Here is a 20,576-nt window from a genome sequence, read left to right as displayed (position 1 = left end):
CCGCTCGCGCAAAGCCCACTCTGCATGCGCTGGAGTAGGGAAAGGTTAACCATGACCTTCCGCTCTCCGCCAAGCGAGAAGCGCATGCGGCACGTGTTGAGCTCATTTCTGGCCTTGCATTGGACGATTGTTTTCGCCCTGCTCGCCTATATCTGCATGGCCGGCAGCCGTGGCATAACCACGGCGCTCGGGGTGCTTGGCCTTCCAATCCAGGGCAGCAAGTTTCCGGCGCTCGAAAATATCGCCGTGGTGGCGCCGCTTTCGATCGCGCTCCTGATCGTCGCGGTGCTGTTCTGCTGGGCCTTTGTCGAAACGCTGCTCAACACGGCGGCAAGGCCGGACGCGGGCGAGAGCGTGGCGCGGATTGCTTTCATCTCCGCATCCATCCTGCTTTCGCTGATCCTCATCGGCGGCGTGGCGCAAGGTATCGACGGCCTGTTCATGATCGTCGCCATTCAGTTGACGGCGCTGCTTGCCTCCTACGTCGCCGTGTTGGCCGAACGCCGCTCCGCCCTCGTTGCGATGAACCTGCACGAGGCCGATGTTCGCACCGCGTCGCGCATGGCGATGGCCGCCGCGCACGGTTCGCTTCTTTCGCGGATATCCGGTCGTCCGGAGACCAAGCCTGGAGGCAGCCGCTGATGCGCACGCTGTTCGCACTGTGGGCCGCTCCGATGGCGATCTTCTGGGGCTGGTTCTTCCTGTCGCTCAACGACATCAATTTCGGCTACGTGATGCTGAGCCGGCAACTGCACGATCTGGTCTTTCAGCTCTATGGCCAGATGCTCGGCATCGATCCGGCGATCATCCCGGGAATGGTGGCGCGGACCTGCATTTTCGACTTCTTCCTGCTCATGGGGCTATGGGCCTTCCGCCGCCGGCGCAACATCGCCGAGTGGATCAGGCAGCGACGGCAAGCCACGATCAGTGATCATCACCTCGGCCGAGCGACTGAAGCCGGTCCAACGCTCCCTGCAGAATAAAGGCGGCCGCCGCCGAATCGATCTTGCCGGCGCGCTTCTTGCGCGAGAAATCCATCTCGATCAGCGTGCGTTCCACTGCCACCGTCGACAACCGCTCGTCCCACAGCACAAAGGGGAGGTCGGAAAGCGTGGCCATGTTGCGGACGAAGGCGCGGGATTTCTGGGCCCGCGGCCCTTCCGAGCCGTCCATGTTGACGGGAAGGCCGAGCACGACGGCGCCGACATTGTCCTTCTCGAGCTGAGCCAGCAGCAGGGCGGCATCGAGCGAAAATTTCTTGCGCAAGATGACCGGGCGCGGATGGGCGAAGGACAGCCCTCGGTCCGACACAGCCACACCGATCGTCTTGTCGCCGAGATCGAGGCCGGCAAGCGTCTTGCCGGCAGCAAGCCGCTCCGGCAACTCCTCGATTGAAATAATACCCAACTGCTTCCTCTGACATCCGGGGCGCGCACATCCTTTTGAGGCGTTGCACCACTTTCAATTTGCCGACAGCGTTCTATCTTCCGGCAACAGAAAAATCGAGGAAGCATTCATGAAACTGACCTGGTACGGACATTCGGCATTCCGCGTCGAGACCAAGGACGCCACCATTCTCATAGACCCTTATCTGGTGGGCAATCCGTCCTGGAGCGGCGGCTGGGAAGGACCGGCTGAAGGGGTGACCCATGTGCTCCTGACTCACGGCCATAACGACCATGTCAGCGGCGCGGTCGAAGTGCTGAAGAAAAGCGGCGCCATGCTGGTCGCCAATTTCGAGATCTGCATGTATCTCGTCGGGCAGGGCGTCGGCGGCGACAAGATCAATCCAGGCAATATCGGCGGCACCGTCGATTGCGGGCCGTTCACCACGACCTTCGTCCAGGCGCTGCACTCGTCCTCTTTCGGCGGCGAAGGCGGCGCCAACACCTATCTCGGCAATCCGGGCGGCCTCGTTCTGCATTTTCCCGAGGACAAGACGCTCTATCACATGGGCGACACCGACATCTTCTCCGATATGGCGCTGATCAACGAGCTGCATGAGCCGAAGATCGGCCTCGTGCCGATCGGCGACCGCTTCACCATGGGCGGCGCGGTGGCGGCCCTTGCCTGTCGGCGCTTTTTCGGCTTCGATACGGTCGTTCCCTGCCACTTCGGCACCTTCCCAATGATCGACCAGACAGCCGACAAGTTCGTCGCCGGCATGGAAGGCTCGGGCGTCAAGGTGGCACTGCCGCAGATCGGCAAGGCGATCGCCATCTAAGACGCTTCGCCCTCTGCGATAGGGGCCGCGCCGCCTAAGGCGGCCCCGAAGCATCCGTGTGCCGGTCAACCCGGCATCATCCATGTTGCGCGCTGAGCGCGGCGCCGCTATAGCCCGCACTGGTTTTCCCGAGGCGATAGAACATGTCCGTTGATCTTCAGACCGTGAAGCGCGTCGCGCACCTTGCCCGTATCGCGGTGAGCGAGGAGGATGCCCAGCGCATGACCGGCGAATTAAACGCCATCCTTGGCTTCGTCGAGCAATTGAACGAGGTCGACGTCACGGGCGTCGAGCCGATGACCTCGGTGACGCCGATGGAGATGAAGAAGCGCCAGGACGCCGTCACCGATGGCAACAAGGCCGCCGACATCGTGGCCAACGCGCCGGCCACGGACGAGAATTTCTTCCTCGTTCCGAAGGTGGTGGAGTAGGCCGTGGCTGTCGAGATCGCCGTCGAGACGCCCTTGCAGGACGACGTGCGCGAGTTGGTCGCTGAACTCAACGCCGCGCTGCTCGAACTGACGCCGCCCGAGCATTGCTATCATCTGACCGTCGAGCAGATGGCCGGCAGGGATACCACGGTGTTCATCGCCCGCGACAATGGCCTGGCCGTTGCCTGCGGTGCGCTCAAGCGCCATGACGATACGGTCGGCGAGGTCAAGCGCATGTATACGCGGCCCTCGCACCGTGGCCGCAAGATCGGCGCCGAGATCGTCGCACGAGTCGAGGCCCTTGCCCGCCAGGAAGGGCTGGCCCGGCTGGTTCTCGAAACCGGCGATCGGCATCCCGCCGCCTGGACCGTCTATGAGCGCGCCGGATTCTCGCGTTGCGGACCGGTGCTGGATTATCCCGACTCCGAGTGGTCGGTGTTTTACGAAAAGAGCCTTGCCTGATGAGCGATCTCACACATCTCACCATTTCCGAGGCCCGCGCCAAGCTGCGCGGCAAGGAGATCAGCGCGGCCGAGATCACCGAGGCCTATCTCTCGGCGATCGATAGCGCCAATCCGGTGCTCAATGCCTATGTGACGGTGACCGCCGACAAGGCGCGCGACATGGCGCAGGCCTCCGACGCCAGGCTCGCCAAGGGCGAGGGCGGAGCGCTGGAGGGCATTCCGCTCGGTATCAAGGACCTGTTTGCCACCGAAGGCATCCACACCCAGGCCTGCAGCCATGTCCTGGACGGCTTCAAGCCGCGCTATGAATCGACCGTGACCACTAATCTGTGGGCTGACGGCGCCGTCATGCTCGGCAAGCTCAACATGGACGAGTTCGCCATGGGCTCGTCCAACGAAACCTCCTATTACGGCCCGGTCATCAATCCGTGGCGACGCTCGCGCGTCGATACGGTCGTCATGCCGACGACGCATCAGGGCGATGGCGGCTTTGTCTCCGCCGGCGGCACGAGGACCGCGCGGACCTTGGACAATGCCCAGCTGGTGCCGGGCGGCTCTTCCGGCGGGTCGGCATCGTCCGTGGCCGCCTTCCTGTGCGCCGGCGCAACCGCGACCGACACCGGCGGCTCGATCCGCCAGCCGGCGGCACTCACCGGCACGGTCGGCATCAAGCCGACTTATGGGCGCTGCTCGCGCTGGGGTATCGTCGCCTTCGCGTCCTCGCTCGACCAGGCCGGGCCGATCGCGCGCGACGTGCGCGATGCCGCGATCCTGTTGAAGTCGATGGCCTCCGTCGATCCGAAGGATACTACCTCGGTCGACCTTCCGGTGCCGGATTACGAGGCGGCGATCGGCAAGCCGATCAAGGGCATGAAGGTCGGCATTCCGAAGGAGTATCGTGTCGACGGCATGCCGGAAGACATCGAGGCGCTTTGGCAGCAGGGCATTGCCTGGCTCAAGGACGCTGGCGCCGAGATCGTCGACATTTCCCTGCCGCACACCAAATATGCCTTGCCGGCCTACTATATCGTGGCGCCTGCCGAGGCCTCGTCGAACCTCGCCCGCTATGACGGCGTGCGCTACGGCTTGCGCGTGCCCGGCAAGGACATCATCGACATGTATGAGAAGACGCGCGCCGCCGGTTTCGGCCGCGAGGTCAAGCGCCGCATCATGATCGGCACCTATGTGCTGTCGGCCGGCTATTACGACGCCTATTATCTGCAGGCGCAGAAGGTGCGCACGCTGATCAAGCGCGACTTCGAGAACGTCTTTGCCGCGGGCGTGGACGTCATCCTGACGCCGGCGACCCCGTCGGCCGCCTTCGGCATCGCCGACGAGGACATGGCCTCCGATCCGGTCAAGATGTATCTCAACGATATTTTCACCGTGACGGTCAACATGGCCGGCCTTCCCGGCATTTCCGTGCCGGCCGGCCTCGACGGCAAGGGCCTGCCGCTCGGCCTGCAACTGATCGGCCGCCCGTTCGACGAGGAAACGCTGTTCCAGACCGCGCATGTCATCGAGCAGGCGGCGGGTAGGTTCCAGCCGGAAAAGTGGTGGTAGCGTCGTCCCTCATCTGAGAAGGGGTGAGGGATGTTCTACCTCCTTTCCAAGATCTTCTGGTTCTTCGTCCAACCAGTCAATCTGGCGATTTTCCTGCTGCTCGCCGGTCTGCTGGCGGCGCTGTTCGGCCGCCGGCGGCTGGCTGCGAGCGGCAGCGTGCTCGGTTTCGCGATCCTGGTTCTTTCAGCCTGGACGTCGATCGGCGCGATGATGCTGAACCCGCTCGAAGAGCGTTTTCCAAAGCCGCCATTGCCCGAAAAGGTCGACGGCATCGTCGTGCTCGGCGGTGGCCTCGAGGGCGTCATCAATCGCGCGCGCGGCGGCTATGAGTTGAACGCCAGCGGCGACCGCATGGTTGAGACGGCAATTCTCGCCAGGCGCTTCCCGCAAGCGAAAGTGATCGTCTCAGGCGGCAGAGGCTCGTTCTTCCTCGACGGCGAAGGCGATGCCGATAGCGCGCCGCGCCTGCTTGGTGCGCTTGGCGTTTCCGCCGACCGCCTGATCCTCGAGGACAAATCCCGCAACACCTACGAGAATGCGGTCTTCTCGCGACAGCTTGTCGAGCCGAAACCGGGCGAGACCTGGCTGCTGGTCACCTCCGCGTTCCACATGCCGCGCGCCAAGGCATTGTTCGACAAGGCGGGTTTTCCGACCATTCCGTGGCCGGTCGATTATCGCACTTCGGGCAGGGAAGGCGTCGGCTTCTTCCGCGACAATCCGGTCGACTCGGTTCAGGCAACCACCATTGCGGTCCGCGAATGGATCGGGCTTTTCGCTTACCGGCTGTCCGGCAAGATCGATCAGTTCTTTCCCGGACCGGGCGGCTGACCGATCACCGCCTGCCGGGCGGCCGAGAAGAACTGGCGGCGCACCAGCACCGCCAACAGCACCAGCGTCGACATCACGAACACGATCGGGTCGACGAACCAGCCGAGATAACCGATCGAAAAGAAGACGGCGCGCAGGCCGGAGTTGAAGTGCTTGCCGGCAAGCACGTTCATCCGCGTCGCCCGCCACACCGCGATTTCGCTGACCGGATTGCGGGAGGCCGCGCCATGCGGGGTCGGCACCGCGCCGATCAGGATCGAGCAATAGTTGAACAACCGATAGGCCCAGCCGAACTTGAAGAAGGCGAAGGCCAGGATCAGCACCAGACCGAACACCTTGGTCTGGAAGGCTTCGCGCGACACCGCCGCGCCGAAGGGCAGGTCGGCCAGAACCTGCTGCACGCGGTCGGACGCGCCGAGCAGCGCAAAACACCCGCCGAGCGCGATCAGGGAAGAGGACGCAAAGAAGGCGGTGCCTTGCTGCAGTCCGCCCATGATGGCTGTGTCGACGATGCGGATTTCGCGCTCGGCCATGTTGCGCATCCAGGCCTCGCGCTGGGCGTTCATCGCGGTCGTCAGGGAGATGCGGCCGACCAGCTTGCCGTCGGAGGCGAGTGTATGCAGCACCCAGACGACCAGGAAGAAAGCCAGTGCGGCCAGATCTGCCGCTGCAAGATGAAGTGAATCGCCCATGCATTGCTTGTAACACAAGCGGTGCCGGCACTTCGACGGGGAGCAGCAGCACGATGTCGCTGGCGGAGCAGACAAGGTCGGCAGCCGCCGCGCCGCGACATGCAAAACAGCGGAAACATCGCTGGAATTCCTATATGTAAGTTTTGAGCGGCCCTCAGGAGACAACGGCTCCGTGTTCCTTTCGGTTTTCGACCTGTTCAAGATCGGCATCGGCCCATCGAGCTCGCACACGATGGGGCCGATGACGGCCGCGCGCCGCTTCCTCGACGAGGTACTCGCCGGCGACTGGCCACGCCCCGCCGGCGTCAATGTCGATCGCATCGGCGCCAGCCTGCACGGCTCTCTCGCCTATACCGGTATCGGCCATGGCTCCGATCGCGCCGTGGTCCTTGGACTGGCGGGCCAGACGCCGCAGACGGTCGATCCGGACGAGGCCGACGGCATCGTCGCCAATATCGGCGTGGAGAAGCGTATTTCGCCGCCTGGGCATCCGACATACCGCTTCGATCCCGCCAAAGACCTCGTGCTCGACCGCAAGACGCCGCTGACCGGCCACGCCAACGGCATGGCCTTCTATGCCTATGACGCATCCGACCGGCTGCTGCTCAAGCGCGTCTACTATTCGATCGGCGGCGGCTTCGTTGTTTCCGAGGAAGAGTTGCAGCGCATGAAGGCCAAGGGCTCGGCGACGACCGAGGGCAAGAAGGTGCCGTATCCGTTCAAGAACGCCGTCGAGATGCTGGCGATGGCGCAAAAGAGCGGGCTCTCGATCGCCGAGATGAAGCGCGCCAACGAGGAAATGCACATGCCGCGTGAGGAGCTCGATGCGGGCCTCGACGCGATCTGGGGCGCGATGAAAGGCTGCATCGACCGCGGCCTGTCGCAGGACGGCATCATGCCGGGTGGGCTGAAGGTGCGCCGCCGTGCGCGGCAATTGCACGACAAGCTGCAGGAACAGTGGCAGCAGAACCGCCCCAATCCATTGCTCGCCAATGACTGGCTGTCGATCTATGCCATGGCGGTCAACGAGGAGAACGCCGCCGGCGGCCGTGTCGTGACGGCGCCGACCAACGGTGCGGCCGGCACGCTGCCGGCGGTGCTGCGCTACTGGCTGCATTTCCATCCCGAGGCCGACCAGCCGAGCATCCGCGACTTCTTGCTGACCGCCGCCGCCGTCGGCGGCATCATCAAGAGCAACGCCTCGATTTCGGGCGCCGAGGTCGGCTGCCAGGGCGAAGTTGGCTCCGCCTCGGCGATGGCCGCCGCTGGCTTGTGCGCCGTCATGGGCGGCACGCCCGAGCAGGTGGAGAACGCCGCCGAGATCGCGCTCGAGCATCATCTCGGCATGACCTGCGATCCTGTCGGCGGCCTGGTGCAGGTGCCGTGCATCGAGCGCAATGCGCTAGGTGCTGTGAAGGCGGTGACGGCCGCCTCGCTCGCCATCAAGGGCGACGGCACGCATTTCGTGCCGCTCGACGCCGCGATCGAGACCATGCGCCAGACCGGCCTCGACATGAACGAGAAGTACAAGGAAACCAGCCTCGGCGGGCTGGCGGTGAACGTGGTCGAGTGCTGAGGCCTCACCTTCACGCGAGACTGGCCCTGTGGAGAAGTCGCCCGAGCCGTTGACGGCTCGGCCTCCACGGCTAAATCTTGGGGCATGTCTCTTAATCTCATCAAACTGTGCGTCGGCTGCGACAGCGTCGAGGACTTGGAAGAGTGGATTGCCTTCCGCCTCGATGAGCGGCGTCGCGCCGGCGAGCCGGCCGAGCACTGGCACACCACACGCATGGTGCCGTCGCGCGGCGACGAGATCACCGATGGCGGCTCGCTCTATTGGGTGATCAAGGGCAGCGTCCAGTGCCGGCAGTTGATCACCGAGATCCGCCCCTTCGTCGACGGCGAGGGTATCGGCCGCTGCCATCTCGTGCTCGATCCGAATGTCGTGCGCACCGACTGGCAGCCGCGCCGCGCCTTCCAGGGCTGGCGTTATCTGAAGCCCGCCGACGCGCCGGCTGATCTCGGCAAGGGCAGGGCGGCACTCGCCGAGATGCCCCCGAAGCTCAGGCTGGAACTCGCCGAACTCGGTCTCCTGTAGCGGTTTCGCGTCTTAACCGCGGCGCTGGCCCTTCGGATCGTCGCATGTGGGGCTTGCAAGCGCTGGACCTAGGTCCCATCCTATTTCTATGCTCAGTCATCCCTATGGCAGTGCTAGTCGATGGGCGTAATCTTGGCTTTGGCAGCGGTGCTTGTCGTGCTTTTCGGCGCCGCGATGCTCTTTGTGCGCGCGGATCCGGCAAGAATGGCCGATGGTCTGAGATCCCTCGGCCCGGCCTTTCTGGGGCTGCTCGGCGCGCCGATGCTGATCTTCGGTCGAAGCCTTGTCGGCGGACTGCTTTTGCTCGCGGCGCTGGCCTGGGTCGGCTGGATACGCACGAGGCGGCCAGCGGCACGCGCCGCGCCCAAACGTTCGACGGTGCGCACCGCCGCGCTTGAAATGGACCTCGATCATGACACCGGCAAGCTCGAGGGGCTTGTTTTGGCCGGACGCTACGAAGGCAAAATGCTGGGCGCCATGGGGCTGGCGGAGCTGCGCCAGCTTTATGGCGAGCTCAGCCCCGACCTGGAGAGCTGCCAGCTTTTAGAGACGTATCTTGACGGCCGTTTTCCCGTCTGGCGCAAGGACGCGCAGCCGCACGGTGGCGAAAGGCTGGGTGTTGCGCCAGGTGCGGGCGCCATGACTAAGGAGGAGGCCTACAAGATCCTTGGTCTTGAAGCGGGGGCCGCCGCGGCGGACATCCGCAAGGCGCACCGCCGCCTGATGCAGCGCCTGAACGCCGATGTCGGCGGCACGTCTGTCCTGGCGGCGCGGATCAATGAAGCCAAGGACGTCTTGCTCTCCAATCACGATTAGTCTCCTTCGACGCCGGTACCTTCCGGGAGATTCCAACAGCCGCCTATTGCTCGACGGCGTAGCACGAGATTTTCTTGCGCTTCAGGGCATCGCAGGCCTTCCAGGCGGCGTCCTTCGAGCCGAAACCGCCGAAGCGGGCGCGGTAGTAGGTGACGCCGTCCTTGTCGAAGGCGACGGTAAAGCCCGATGCGTCCGCCAGAACCCTGGGCGCCTGCTTGCTCGTCTTTTCGAGCAGCGCCTGGGCGCCTGTTTTCGTCGGCGAAGAGGCAACCTGAACCACCCAGCCGGACGGCACCGACGACGTCTTGACCGGATCGATCGCCGGCGCCGCGGGAGCAGGCTCGGCATAGGCAGTGACGACCTGGGACGAGGTCTCCTGGGATTTGGGAGCCGGCGCCATGGCGGCCACGGCGACCGTCTTCACCTTATTGACCTTGATCACCGGCTTCGTTTCTTCGGCGGCAGGCGCGCTGTCGTCGGTCGAGGCCACGACGGTGTCGTCCGCAGCCGGCTTTTCGTCCGGCGTCGGGGCGTCATGCTTCGGCAGCAGGACCTTGGCCAACGTCCTGATCGGATTGTCGCCGCCCTTGGCAATGAGATCGCCGCCGCCGCGCGTCGAGGCGCGCGGCAGATAGGTGTTGATCAGCGCGGCCATCTGGTTGTCGCGGCTGCGGCCGGAAGCGCCGCCCATCACCACCGCGACCAGGCGGCGGTCGCCATCGGCAACGGAGGAGACGAGATTGTAGCCCGAGGCTCGCGTGTAGCCGGTCTTGATGCCGTCGACGCCCTTGACGCGGCCAAGCAGCCGGTTGTGGCCGTTGATGCGCTGGCGGCCATACAGGAATGAGCGCTGCGAGAAATAGCCGTAATATTGCGGGTAGTGCTCGCGTAGCGCGATGCCCAGCATCGCCATGTCGTGAGCCGTGGTGAACTGGCCGGGGTCGGGCAGGCCGTTGGCGTTGCGGAAAACGGTGCCGTTCATGCCGAGCTGGCGCGCCTTTGCCGTCATCATGCGGGCGAAATTGTCCTCGCTGCCGCCGAGCAGCTCGCCAAGCGCGGTGGCCGAGTCGTTGGCCGACTTCGTCACCATCGACAGGATCGCGGTCTCGACCGGAACCGAGCCGCCGGCGCGCACGCCGAGCTTGGTCGGGGGTTCGGATGCGGCACGGGCCGAAAACGGAACCGGGGTGTTCTTGCTGATCCTGCCCTTCGCCAACGCCTCGAAGGTGAGGTAGAGCGTCATCATCTTGGTGAGCGAAGCCGGATAGCGCCGGCCATTGGCGTCGGCCGAGTAAAGCACCTTGCCGGTCTTGGCGTCGACGACGATGGCTGAGGATCTCGCGGCCATCGCCGAGGCCACGTCGGCGACGACAACCGTCACCGCGAGCGCGGCGATCATGACTGCCTTGAGCGAAAGAGATTTGGAGACGAAGCCCGACAACGCCTGACGCACCGTTACTTACCTTGAATTTTCGTTGCCCCGGAGGCGGCTAAGGGAGTGCCTGCCTCGCTTCCGGCCAAGCTATCGCGCTCAGCGTTACCAATCCGTTTATGGTAACCGCCGCGTTCACCATTTTTCGGCAAATCGAGCTTCTCTTTAATCGAATTTTACCGGCCGCCGGCGCTGAAGCCCCGGCAGGCCAAGGGATTCTTGACTTTTGTGCGTTGCACAATATATTGAGGTGCATTGCACAAGGGCGCCCGGGGCAAAAAGGGCGTTTCAACCAAAGGGAAGTATGAAATGACCCAGACCTATGAGGACCTGACGAAATACGGCAAGGAATTTGCCGACACCGGGCTGAAGAGCCTTGCCTCGCTCACCAAGGGCGCGCAGGCGATCGCTACCGAAGCCGGCGAATACACCAAGAAGAGCTTCGAGGCAGGCAGCGCCGTCGTCGAGAAGCTGTTCGCGGCCAAGTCGATCGAGAAGGCCGTCGAGATTCAGACCGATTACGCCAAGCAGAGCTACGAGAGCTTCGTGGCCGAGGCCAGCAAGATCGGCAATCTTTATGCCGAGCTCGCCAAGGAAGCTTACAAGCCGTTCGAATCGGTGGTTGCCAAGGCGAAGTAATTTCGTCCGATCAAAGCCGACACGGCCAGCCGGCCTGTGGAAAGGACCCGGTCGCGGAAACGCGGCCGGGTTTTTTCATGCCCGATCGCAACCCGATGCGAATTACCGCATTCACGATTGAGAATTTCGCTGAGGTTTGCCCACCTAGCCATATTGTCAGCTAAACAGAAGGGCTTAAAATCGTTCATCGAGAACCTACATGTTGAACTCGCATGAGGAATCGAAAAGGCTGGACTACGTGACGATCGGTTTGACTGCCGCGGCAGGCGCGGTGCGAATGCAAAGTGACGGCAACCGCAACGATCCCGGTCGCGGCACTGCCGTCATCACGCGCACCAAAACCAAGACCAAGAAGCCCAGCCTCTACCGGGTCCTCATTCTGAACGACGACTACACCCCCATGGAGTTCGTCGTTCACGTCCTGGAGCGTTTTTTCCAAAAGGACCGCGAAGCCGCCACACGCATCATGCTTCATGTTCACAATCATGGAGTGGGCGAGTGCGGGGTCTACACATTCGAGGTGGCCGAGACCAAAGTGTCCCAGGTCATGGATTTCGCCCGACAGAATCAGCATCCGCTGCAATGCGTGATGGAGAAGAAGTGAGGTAACATGCCGGCTTTCTCCCAAGGCCTGGAAAAGGCGCTACATCAGGCGCTGACATTCGCCAATGAGCGGCATCATGAGTATGCGACGCTCGAACACCTGCTGCTCGCCCTGATCGACGACACCGAGGCCGCCGCCGTCATGCGTGCCTGCAACGTCGATCTCGACGAGCTCAAGCACACGGTTCTCACCTATATCGACACCGAGCTCGACAACCTCGTCACTGGTTACGACGAGGATTCGAAGCCCACGGCCGGCTTCCAGCGTGTCATCCAGCGCGCCGTGATCCATGTGCAGTCGTCCGGCCGCGAGGAAGTATCGGGCGCCAACGTGCTGGTCGCCATCTTCGCTGAGCGCGAGAGCCATGCCGCCTATTTCCTGCAGGAACAGCAGATGACCCGCTACGACGCGGTCAACTACATCTCGCATGGCATCGCCAAGCGGCCCGGCGCTTCGGAGTCGCGCACGCCGCGCGGGGCCGAGGACGAGCAGGGCGCCCAGAACGGCGCCGAGCCGCAGGAAGAGGGTGGCAAGAAGAAGCAGCAGGACGCGCTGACGGCCTATTGCGTCAACCTCAACAACAAGGCGCGGGCCGGCAAGATCGACCCGCTGATCGGCCGCGACAGCGAGATCAACCGCACCATCCAGGTGCTGTGCCGCCGTTCCAAGAACAATCCGCTCTATGTCGGCGACCCTGGCGTCGGCAAGACGGCGATCGCCGAGGGGCTGGCCAAGCGCATCGTCGAGGGTGATGTGCCGGAAGTGCTGCAGGACGCCACCATCTTCGCGCTCGACATGGGCACGCTGCTGGCCGGCACCCGCTATCGCGGCGACTTCGAGGAGCGGCTGAAGCAGGTCGTCAAGGAACTCGAGGACTATCCGGGTGCGGTGCTGTTCATCGACGAGATCCACACCGTGATCGGGGCGGGCGCCACTTCGGGCGGCGCCATGGACGCGTCGAACCTGTTGAAGCCGGCGCTGTCGTCGGGCGCCATCCGCTGCATCGGCTCGACCACCTACAAGGAATTCCGCCAGTTCTTCGAGAAGGACCGCGCCCTGGTGCGGCGCTTCCAGAAGATCGACGTCAACGAACCGACCATCGAGGACGCCATCGAGATCATGAAGGGCCTGAAGCCCTATTTCGAGGAATTCCACAAAGTCCGCTACACGAGCGAAGCCATCAAGGCCTCGGTCGAGCTCTCGGCACGCTACATCAACGACCGCAAGCTCCCCGACAAGGCGATCGACGTGATCGACGAGACGGGCGCTTCGCAGATGCTGGTGCCGGAGGCCAAGCGCAAGAAGACGATCGGCATCAAGGAGATCGAGGCGACGATCGCCACCATGGCGCGCATCCCGCCGAAGACGGTTTCTGCCGACGACGAGAAGGTGCTGCAGGGGCTCGATGTCGAGCTCAAGCGCGTCGTCTACGGCCAGGACACCGCTATCACGGCGCTGACCTCGGCGATCAAGCTGGCGCGCGCCGGCCTGCGCGAGCCGGAGAAGCCGATCGGCTCCTACCTGTTCTCGGGCCCGACCGGCGTCGGCAAGACGGAAGTCGCCAAGCAGCTTGCCGCCTCGCTCGGCGTCGAGCTGATCCGCTTCGACATGTCGGAATACATGGAGCGCCACACCGTCTCGCGGCTGATCGGCGCGCCTCCCGGCTATGTCGGCTTCGACCAGGGCGGCCTGCTCACCGACGGCGTCGACCAGCATCCGCATTGCGTGCTCCTGCTCGACGAGGTCGAGAAGGCGCATCCGGACCTGTTCAACATTCTGCTGCAGGTGATGGACCACGGCAAGCTGACCGACCACAACGGCAAGCAGATCGACTTCCGCAATGTGATCCTGATCATGACGACCAATGCGGGTGCGTCGGATGCGCAGCGCGCGGCGATCGGTTTCGGCTCGACCAAGCGCGAAGGCGACGACGTCGAGGCGATCAACCGGCTGTTCACGCCGGAGTTCCGCAACCGTCTGGACGCCATCATCCCGTTCGGCTCGCTGCCGGTTCCGGTCATCCATCAAGTGGTGCAGAAGTTCGTCATGCAGCTCGAAGCCCAGCTTTCCGAGCGTGGCGTCACCTTCGACCTGTCGCCGGACGCGATCGCCTGGCTGGCCGACAAGGGCTATGACGAGCGCATGGGCGCGCGTCCGCTCGGCCGCGTCATCCAGGAGCACATCAAGAAGCCGCTGGCGGACGAGGTGCTGTTCGGCAAGCTCAAGAAGGGCGGCACGGTGCGCGTGACCGTCGAGAAGAAGGAAACCGGCGAGTCCGGCCTGAAGCTCGAATCGCTCGCCGACGAGTCGCCCGTGCAGCCGAAGAAGGAAGAGCCGGAAGACGCGCCGAAGCAGCGCAAGGCGGTGGCGAAGAAGCCCGTCGCAAAGAAGGCCGTGGTGCGGAAGCCTGAGCCGAAGGGCAAGGACGGCGGCAAGCGCAGCTTGGTGCCGCAACTGCCGCGCAAGGGCTGATCGGCACTTACTCGAAAAAGCCCCGGAAACGGGGCTTTTTTCATATGAACAATGGGTGGCCATGCCAGGCCATCATCCTCAACGGCGTGCCGAGGCGGGTAGGGGTTACGTCACCGGCTCCCTGGCGATCCCGTGCCTTTGCAGGTGTGTGCCATGGCATTGCTTCGGCCGGACGTTTACGATCTGGAAGTCGACACGTCGCTCCCCAGCCCGGAGCAGTGCGCGGCGATGAGAGCGACTTCCCCAGGGAGGGCGCGTTCGGACGCGTGCCGCAGGTGAGGCCGGAGCGAGATTTCCTATCGGACAGGCAAGGATGCTTGCGTGCACGGCAAGGAGCCCGCGCCCGCGAGAAACCACGCATCCGTCGTCCGAGACAGGACCGCGCCTGTGATTTTCCAGATGGTGATCGAGATCAGCGCGCCGGCATAGCCGTCCAGAGCGTAGTGCCAGCCAAGCAGCACGGAGCCTACCATGATGATCGCTGCGAACGCCCACATTACGATGCCGAGGCTAGTGGACAGCCTTGTCACGTAGAGGGCAAACAGGACGGACGACGCGACGTGAATGGAAGGAAATGCAGATATCCCCATGCGGCCCGAGGTCGAGCCCATTTGGCCGCTCCACAAGCTCTCCTGCACGGACAGGGCCCAGATCGGATATTGGCGATTTGCCGACTGAAGTGCGTCCATCAACGGTTGGAAGAGGTCACCGAGGCCGAGCCTCCCATAATAGCAGGGGCCCGCGGACGAGAACGCCAAAGCAATCACGAAGCCGCCGATCAGCCAGACCAGCATAAAGCTGAGTAGAAACTGATGGCGCAATAGGGAATCGCGAGCCGCGGCGATGCTTGAAAAAACCAGGGCGAGCAGCACCGCAAACCAAAGATTGTAACAGAGATTGAGAAGATAGATGGCCAGCGGACTTTCAACGATCCACCAAAGCCATTGAAAGGCAGCGCGACCGAAATGCAACTCGACGGATGATTGCGCGAGGGTCTGGTCCCACGAGAAGGGCGCCAGCACCGCGATCGCTCCTTTCAACACTGCAAAGCCAGATGCAAATGCCATGATCGCGGCAAGGCCGTTCAAGCCATTGGCAATGCGCCTTCGATCGGCAAGCAACTGGTACAGCGAACCCAGAAGAAGGCGGAGCGGGGATGTGGCGCGCTCGACAAATGCCAACCAGAGCAGCCGGTAGGTTGCGTATGCACATCCCGCGATCCAGAAATACGCCCCCAAGTAGAAGCCGTATTCGCCGAGCAATGCGAAATCCGGCAGATTTCTGACCCGGGTGCCAACCACAAAGGCCAATCCGAGGGTAAATAGCGCAACGGCATGAATGGTCCGGTGCCGAAAAAATGATTCGACAAGAAGTCCCGACAAACTGCCGCCGAAATCAGTGCCAGTGTGCGTGTCTAGCGACCCGAAAGTATTTTGCATCCCCATGCCCTCGCGGCAGGAAAATGCCCCGCGAGGACTTACAAAGCTATTAAAAAATAGGCCGCAAAGATGCGGAGACGGTTCCGCAGTTTACAAAGCCTTAAAACTTCATCGAGAGGGTGGCGCGGATCTTGTCCGCGTTTTGCGCCAGCACTTCAGGCTTCTCCATCTGTCCGCTGTGCGGCTTTAGCGGCACGCCCTCGAAGCGCGGGATGACGTGGACATGCAGGTGAAAAACGGTCTGCCCCGAAGCCGGCTCGTTGAACTGCATGAGGGTGACGCCGTCAGCATCGAAGGCTTTCTTTACCGCCACAGCCACCTTCTGCACGACCGCGAACAGCGGCTCGAACGTTGCCGGATCGGCATCGAGAATATTGCGTGACGGCGCCTTCGGCACCACCAGCGTATGGCCGGTTCCCTGCGGCATGACGTCCATGAAGGCGACGACGGCGTCATCCTCATACACACGATACGACGGGATCTCGCCGCGCAGGATTTTCGCGAAGATGTTGCCGGGATCATAGGCGGCTTCGACCATGGCGGGCACTCCGGATCGTTGTGGTTGCCCATCCCGTGTAGCCGGCTCCCCGCCGACGGGCAAGGCAAGATAGGAAGTCGATCGTTCCGGTTCCAAGCGGCGTGCCGGGAGGGAGTGCCGGTCGGCGGCTAGCTAGTCTTCGAGATCCTTGCGGAACGGGGTGTGCTCTTGGAGATATTCGCCCATACGCTCGACCTCGCGCCGCTCGCGCCGGAGATAGTCGGCAACGGCATTGCGCAAGCCTGGGTGCGAAATGTAGTGCGCCGAATGCATGGTCACCGGCTGATAACCGCGCGCCAGCTTGTGCTCGCCTTGCGCGCCGGCCTCCACCACCTTCAGCTTGCGTTCGATGGCGAAGTCGATCGCCTGATGGTAGCAAACCTCGAAATGCAGGAAAGGGTGGTCCTCGATGCAGCCCCAATTGCGCCCATAGAGCGCGTCGGAGCCAATGAAGTTGATGGCGCCGGCAATGTGGCGGCCGTTACGCTTGGCCATCACCAAAAGGATATCGTCGGCCATGCGCTCGCCGATCAGCGAGAAGAACTGCCGATTGAGGTAGGGCCGGCCCCATTTGCGGCCGCCGGTGTCCATGTAGAAGGCGTAGAAATCGTCCCAGGCGCGTTCGGTGATGTCCTTGCCGGTCAGCCAGTCGATGCTGATGCCGTCGGCCAGCGCTTCGCGGCGCTCCTTCTTCATCGCCTTGCGCTTGCGCGAGGCAAGCGTGGCGAGAAAATCGTCATAGTTCGAAAAGCCTTCGTTGAAGAAATGGAACTGCTGGTCGGTGCGATGCAGGAAGCCCGCCGCTTCAAGCGTCGCGACATCGGGCTCGTTGGCGAAGGTGACGTGCGCGGAAGAGACGCCGAGCCTGTCGGTCACGAGTTTCAGGCCTTCCGCCAGGCCGGCCTTCACGGCACCTTCATTCTCACCTTTGCTGACCAGCAGGCGCGGGCCGGTGACTGGAGTAAACGGCACCGAACATTGCAGTTTGGGGTAGTAGCGGCCGCCGGCGCGCTCGAAGGCATCCGACCAGCCATGGTCGAAGACATACTCGCCCTGGCTGTGCGATTTGAGGTAGCAGGGGACGGCGCCGAGAAGCCTGCCTTGCGCGGTTTCCAGCCGCAGATGATGGCCCTGCCAGCCGGTGCGCCGCACGGCGCAGCCGGAATCCTCTAGGGCGCTCAGAAAAGCGAATGAAACGAGCGGGTTGTAGCCGTTTTCTTTATCGCCGCGCGTGGTACCTGCAAAGCCGTTCCACTCGTCACGGGTGAAGGCGCCGACGCCCGTCGCGACGCGGACCGCATAGTCCGCGCCCACCACCCGTCCATCGTCGTCGTCACCCTGATCCATGGGGCTTATTTAAGCTTCGCCAGAGCCGCTACAAGTCACGTTTCAGGCACTTCGTTCAGGCGACTTTCTCGAGGTCGGGCTCGAACCCCTCGAAGGTCATCTGGTCGGCATATTTGAAGGTGAGGTCGACCGCCGGCTGGTCATGCACGGTCCAGGTGATGACCGGCATCCTGAGCTTTTCGCGCACGAAGCTGACGAACGGGTTCGGCAGATCGCCGGCGGCGTAGGAGACAAAGGCGAGGTCATGCGCGAGCATGGCGAAATGTGCTTCGATCAACTGATTGTCCCTGCCATAGGCGGTGAGCCCGCCGGGGATGCCCGGCGCATCCTTGGCGAAGTCGCGGATCAGCCAGTGGTCGAACGACATGATCGCCACCTTGCCCTTGTAGCGCGCGAGCAGCCGGCCGACGCTGGCCACCAACCCCGCGTCATGACCGGGGACGCCTTTCAACTCGACCACCAGCGGCACGCGGCCGTCGATCAGGTCGAGCGCTTCCTTGAGCGTCGGCACATGGTCTTTGGTGCCGCCGATCCTGAGTGTCGCCAGTTCGGCCGCGGTGCGTTGCCAGATGAATCCGTCATGGCCGGTCAGGCGTTTGAGCTCGCCGTCATGGATGATGACGGGAACGCCATCGGACGAGATATGCACATCGCATTCGATCGCATAGCCGCGCTCGGCCGCCGCGGCGAAGGCCGACAGCGTGTTCTCCCAGCGCGTCTTGTTCATGTCGTGAAAGCCGCGATGCGCGACCGGGCGGGCGATCAGCCAGGAAAGGTCGGTCATGTCAGGCCCGCTCACTCGACTTCGAAGATCGCTTCGATTTCAACCGCGGCGTTGAGCGGCAGCGATGCAGTGCCGACGGCGGAGCGGGCATGCTTGCCGCGTTCGCCGAGAGCGGCGACCAGGAAGTCGGAGGCGCCGTTGGCGACCAGATGCTGCTCGACGAAATCAGGCGCCGAGGCGACGAAGACCGTGATCTTGACCAGCCGGCGGATCTTTTCGAGATCGCCGAGCGCGGCCCTGGCCTGCGCTAGGATGTTGATGGCGCAGAATTTCGCGGCTTCCTTGCCGCCCGCGGTGTCAATGTCGCGGCCGAGCAGCCCGGTTGCCTGCAGCTTGCCGTCCTTTAGCGGCAACTGGCCGGCGGTGAACAGCGTGTTGCCGGTGCGGCAATAGGGCACGTAGTTGGCGGCGGGCGCGGCGGCAGCCGGAATGGTGACGCCAAGATCGCCTAGCCGCTTTTCGATTGTTTCGCTCATTGCTTTTCCCTATTGCTGGAAGACGCCGCGTTGGCCGGGCCGAAATTGCTATTTTTGCCTCGCTTCCGCCACGACTTTTTTTAAGCTGGACCATCTTTACCTGCGGCCTGCCTTGCGGCCGCGACGATCGGAGCAACGCATGCGCGCAACGCGCCTTTTTCTTGCCGTCGCCTGCCTCTCGGCGGCGTTCCCGATGGCGCCGGCCTTCGCGGTGCCCGCGCTGCAGGCGCACCGCGCCGTCTACGACCTGACGCTCAACAAGGCTTCCGACCGTTCCGGCATTACCGGCATAACCGGGCGCATGGTTTATGAGTTCAACGGCTCGGCCTGCGAAGGTTATACCGTCAAGTTCCGCTTCGTCACCCAGATCGCCACCAACGACAACACCAGGTTGACCGACCAGCAGACGACAACGTTCGAGGACGCCGAAGGCAAGACCTTTTCCTTCGTGACCAAGTCCTTCGTCGACCAGAACCTCGACAAGGAGGTGAAAGGCACGGCCACCAGGGAACCGAAGGGCCTCAAGGTCGATATCGACAAGCCGGAGAAGAACAGCCTCGAGCTTGCGGCAACGCAGTTCCCGACCCAGCATCTGGTCGAGCTGATCGGTAAGGCCGAAAAGGGCGAGAATTTCTACCAGACCAATCTGTTCGACGGCTCCGAGGACGCCAACAAGGTGATGACCACCACCGTCATCGTCGGCAAAAAGACGGAGTCCGACAAGACGGATCCGGAAGCGCCGGCGCTGGCCAAGCTCGCCTCGGACAAATACTGGCCGGTCGATATCGCCTATTTCGACGATACCGACAAAAGCGGCGAGGAGGTGCCGGAATACCGCATCAGCTTCAAGCTGCACGAAAACGGCATCACCCGCGACCTGGTCATGGACTATGGCGACTTCTCGATGACCGGCAAGCTGGTGAACCTGTCGCTGTTCGACCAGACGAAACCTTGCCCGGCCTCCAAATAACAACGCTTTGACGGCAACGAACCCCGCTTGCAGGCTTGGTCCCCGAACTCCATGTGTCGGGATCAGGGAATGCAGAGGGGCTGATGGCGGTCTATGTCGATGCGGCGATCTGGAGATGGGCCGGCCACCGCTGGTGCCATCTTCTTGCCGACGACACCGACGAACTGCATCGTTTCGCAGCGGAACTCGGCCTCAAGCTCTCCTCTTATCAAGGCCCGCCCAAGACGTCGGCGCCGCACTATGACATCACCGGCTTCGAGCGCGACCGAGCGGTGCGGCTCGGCGCGATCGAATGCAGCCGCGAGGAGATCGTCGCGATCTTCCGGCGGGTGAGGGTACCGAACGGGAAGATAAAACGCTGATATGCGCGGATCGCCGCAGGCTGAAGCGTTTTCCGGCGCCCCGCTGTCGGTAGCTAATCAAGTTGTCCGGTTTGGTAGCACATCATTTGTCCGCTTCAGTTTGCGTCGAAGCGGTTCACGCAGCTCTGCCGATTTGACGGCAGTTCTGGATTGGGGTGCCATCGGAGCTATATGCCGCAATGCGACGCGGCCCGTGGAAGATTGCGAACGTGCCATCAGGATATTGCCTGATCTTGACCGTGGCTTTGACGAAGTGATGTCGGATCGGACTTTGCGGCAGCTGCAATCTGAGCCGCGCGAAGGCGACTGTGTTGTCGCGAGCGACGACGCGCTCTTCCTGGAGGCACAGGATCTCGGCCAGCGCCGCCGGATCGGCGGCGACGAAGGCGCTGTCCTG

24 protein-coding genes are annotated in these 20,576 nt (G+C 63.1%); 16 read left to right on the top strand and 8 right to left on the bottom strand.

Annotated elements, in window-relative coordinates; translation table 11 throughout:
* Positions 1 to 84 precede the first annotated feature (84 nt).
* The gene (locus tag F3H96_RS14405) at positions 85 to 642 is read left to right on the top strand and encodes a hypothetical protein (RefSeq protein WP_149802615.1); all 558 of its coding nucleotides are present in this window, start codon (positions 85 to 87) and stop codon (positions 640 to 642) included.
* Positions 642 to 983: a DUF6105 family protein gene (locus F3H96_RS14400; protein ID WP_149802406.1), complete on the top strand. Its 342-nt coding sequence runs from the start codon at positions 642 to 644 to the stop codon at positions 981 to 983. The genes F3H96_RS14405 and F3H96_RS14400 overlap by 1 nt, the downstream gene beginning before the upstream one ends.
* Here the strand turns inward: F3H96_RS14400 and ruvX are convergent.
* The gene (gene ruvX, locus F3H96_RS14395; RefSeq protein ID WP_149802405.1) at positions 925 to 1,407 is read right to left on the bottom strand and encodes a Holliday junction resolvase RuvX; all 483 of its coding nucleotides are present in this window, start codon (positions 1,405 to 1,407) and stop codon (positions 925 to 927) included. The two genes, F3H96_RS14400 and ruvX, sit on opposite strands and share 59 nt — an antisense overlap.
* A gap of 109 nt (positions 1,408 to 1,516) precedes the next feature.
* On the opposite strand from ruvX, the gene F3H96_RS14390 reads away from it, so the two are divergent.
* The 5 genes from F3H96_RS14390 to F3H96_RS14370 all read left to right on the top strand — a co-directional run bounded on the left by F3H96_RS14390 (position 1,517) and on the right by F3H96_RS14370 (position 5,510).
* On the top strand, positions 1,517 to 2,224 hold the full coding sequence (locus tag F3H96_RS14390; RefSeq protein ID WP_149802404.1) for a metal-dependent hydrolase: 708 nt from the start codon (positions 1,517 to 1,519) through the stop codon (positions 2,222 to 2,224).
* A 143-nt stretch (positions 2,225 to 2,367) separates the two neighbouring features.
* Positions 2,368 to 2,655 (top strand): Asp-tRNA(Asn)/Glu-tRNA(Gln) amidotransferase subunit GatC, encoded by a 288-nt coding sequence (gene gatC / locus F3H96_RS14385; RefSeq protein WP_149802403.1) that lies wholly within the window; start codon positions 2,368 to 2,370, stop codon positions 2,653 to 2,655.
* Between the two features lie 3 nt (positions 2,656 to 2,658).
* Positions 2,659 to 3,117 (top strand): GNAT family N-acetyltransferase, encoded by a 459-nt coding sequence (locus tag F3H96_RS14380; RefSeq protein WP_149802402.1) that lies wholly within the window; start codon positions 2,659 to 2,661, stop codon positions 3,115 to 3,117.
* The gene (locus F3H96_RS14375; RefSeq protein ID WP_149802401.1) at positions 3,117 to 4,682 is read left to right on the top strand and encodes an amidase family protein; all 1,566 of its coding nucleotides are present in this window, start codon (positions 3,117 to 3,119) and stop codon (positions 4,680 to 4,682) included. Before F3H96_RS14380 ends, F3H96_RS14375 begins: the two co-directional genes overlap by 1 nt.
* Before the next feature lie 30 nt (positions 4,683 to 4,712).
* Positions 4,713 to 5,510, top strand: a complete 798-nt coding sequence (locus F3H96_RS14370; protein WP_149802400.1) for a YdcF family protein — start codon at positions 4,713 to 4,715, stop codon at positions 5,508 to 5,510.
* Here F3H96_RS14370 and F3H96_RS14365 read toward each other — a convergent pair.
* Entirely contained in the window at positions 5,483 to 6,202 is a 720-nt protein-coding gene (locus tag F3H96_RS14365; protein ID WP_149802399.1) for a DUF599 domain-containing protein, read from the bottom strand. The genes F3H96_RS14370 and F3H96_RS14365 overlap by 28 nt on opposite strands.
* A 172-nt stretch (positions 6,203 to 6,374) precedes the next feature.
* On the opposite strand from F3H96_RS14365, the gene F3H96_RS14360 reads away from it, so the two are divergent.
* From F3H96_RS14360 to F3H96_RS14350, 3 genes are all read left to right on the top strand, one after another.
* Positions 6,375 to 7,778: an L-serine ammonia-lyase gene (locus F3H96_RS14360; protein WP_149802398.1), complete on the top strand. Its 1,404-nt coding sequence runs from the start codon at positions 6,375 to 6,377 to the stop codon at positions 7,776 to 7,778.
* Between the two features lie 84 nt (positions 7,779 to 7,862).
* Complete coding sequence (locus tag F3H96_RS14355) at positions 7,863 to 8,300, top strand: DUF1489 family protein (protein WP_149802397.1); 438 nt, start codon at positions 7,863 to 7,865, stop codon at positions 8,298 to 8,300.
* A gap of 120 nt (positions 8,301 to 8,420) precedes the next feature.
* On the top strand, positions 8,421 to 9,116 hold the full coding sequence (locus tag F3H96_RS14350; RefSeq protein WP_149802396.1) for a molecular chaperone DnaJ: 696 nt from the start codon (positions 8,421 to 8,423) through the stop codon (positions 9,114 to 9,116).
* A 43-nt stretch (positions 9,117 to 9,159) separates the two neighbouring features.
* Here the strand turns inward: F3H96_RS14350 and F3H96_RS14345 are convergent, their stop codons facing one another.
* Positions 9,160 to 10,569: a D-alanyl-D-alanine carboxypeptidase gene (locus F3H96_RS14345; protein WP_149802395.1), complete on the bottom strand. Its 1,410-nt coding sequence runs from the start codon at positions 10,567 to 10,569 to the stop codon at positions 9,160 to 9,162.
* 288 nt (positions 10,570 to 10,857) lie between these two features.
* Between F3H96_RS14345 and F3H96_RS14340 the strand changes: the two genes are divergently transcribed.
* The 3 genes from F3H96_RS14340 to clpA all read left to right on the top strand — a co-directional run bounded on the left by F3H96_RS14340 (position 10,858) and on the right by clpA (position 14,263).
* The gene (locus tag F3H96_RS14340) at positions 10,858 to 11,187 is read left to right on the top strand and encodes a phasin family protein (RefSeq protein ID WP_149802394.1); all 330 of its coding nucleotides are present in this window, start codon (positions 10,858 to 10,860) and stop codon (positions 11,185 to 11,187) included.
* 277 nt (positions 11,188 to 11,464) lie between these two features.
* Positions 11,465 to 11,791: an ATP-dependent Clp protease adapter ClpS gene (gene clpS / locus F3H96_RS14335; protein WP_188131412.1), complete on the top strand. Its 327-nt coding sequence runs from the start codon at positions 11,465 to 11,467 to the stop codon at positions 11,789 to 11,791.
* Between the two features lie 6 nt (positions 11,792 to 11,797).
* On the top strand, positions 11,798 to 14,263 hold the full coding sequence (clpA, locus tag F3H96_RS14330) for an ATP-dependent Clp protease ATP-binding subunit ClpA (RefSeq protein ID WP_149802393.1): 2,466 nt from the start codon (positions 11,798 to 11,800) through the stop codon (positions 14,261 to 14,263).
* Positions 14,264 to 14,559: 296 nt separating this feature from the next.
* Here clpA and F3H96_RS14320 read toward each other — a convergent pair whose 3' ends face one another.
* From F3H96_RS14320 to F3H96_RS14300, 5 genes are all read right to left on the bottom strand, one after another.
* On the bottom strand, positions 14,560 to 15,702 hold the full coding sequence (locus F3H96_RS14320; RefSeq protein WP_149802392.1) for a phosphatase PAP2 family protein: 1,143 nt from the start codon (positions 15,700 to 15,702) through the stop codon (positions 14,560 to 14,562).
* Positions 15,703 to 15,802: 100 nt separating this feature from the next.
* Positions 15,803 to 16,240, bottom strand: coding sequence for an HIT family protein (locus F3H96_RS14315; RefSeq protein ID WP_149802391.1), 438 nt, complete (start codon positions 16,238 to 16,240; stop codon positions 15,803 to 15,805).
* Positions 16,241 to 16,372: 132 nt separating this feature from the next.
* Positions 16,373 to 17,587 carry a GNAT family N-acetyltransferase gene (locus F3H96_RS14310; protein ID WP_149802390.1) on the bottom strand — a complete coding sequence of 405 codons (1,215 nt, stop codon included), beginning with the start codon at positions 17,585 to 17,587 and terminating at the stop codon, positions 16,373 to 16,375.
* Between the two features lie 55 nt (positions 17,588 to 17,642).
* Positions 17,643 to 18,371, bottom strand: coding sequence for a glycerophosphodiester phosphodiesterase (locus tag F3H96_RS14305; protein WP_149802389.1), 729 nt, complete (start codon positions 18,369 to 18,371; stop codon positions 17,643 to 17,645).
* Positions 18,372 to 18,382: 11 nt separating this feature from the next.
* Positions 18,383 to 18,847 (bottom strand): RidA family protein, encoded by a 465-nt coding sequence (locus F3H96_RS14300; protein WP_149802388.1) that lies wholly within the window; start codon positions 18,845 to 18,847, stop codon positions 18,383 to 18,385.
* 139 nt (positions 18,848 to 18,986) lie between these two features.
* On the opposite strand from F3H96_RS14300, the gene F3H96_RS14295 reads away from it, so the two are divergent.
* The 3 genes from F3H96_RS14295 to F3H96_RS30545 all read left to right on the top strand — a co-directional run.
* Positions 18,987 to 19,817, top strand: coding sequence for a cell envelope integrity EipB family protein (locus F3H96_RS14295; protein ID WP_149802387.1), 831 nt, complete (start codon positions 18,987 to 18,989; stop codon positions 19,815 to 19,817).
* Positions 19,818 to 19,900: 83 nt separating this feature from the next.
* Entirely contained in the window at positions 19,901 to 20,179 is a 279-nt protein-coding gene (locus F3H96_RS14290; protein ID WP_149802386.1) for a DUF4031 domain-containing protein, read from the top strand.
* Between the two features lies 1 nt (position 20,180).
* Positions 20,181 to 20,576 (top strand): hypothetical protein (locus F3H96_RS30545; RefSeq protein WP_188131395.1); only part of this gene is annotated, 396 nt, incomplete at its 3' end.

The sequence above is a fragment of the Mesorhizobium sp. NFR06 genome (assembly GCF_900115245.1).
Classification (GTDB): Bacteria; Pseudomonadota; Alphaproteobacteria; order Rhizobiales; family Rhizobiaceae; genus Mesorhizobium.
This window is presented reverse-complemented; position numbering and strand designations above follow the sequence as displayed.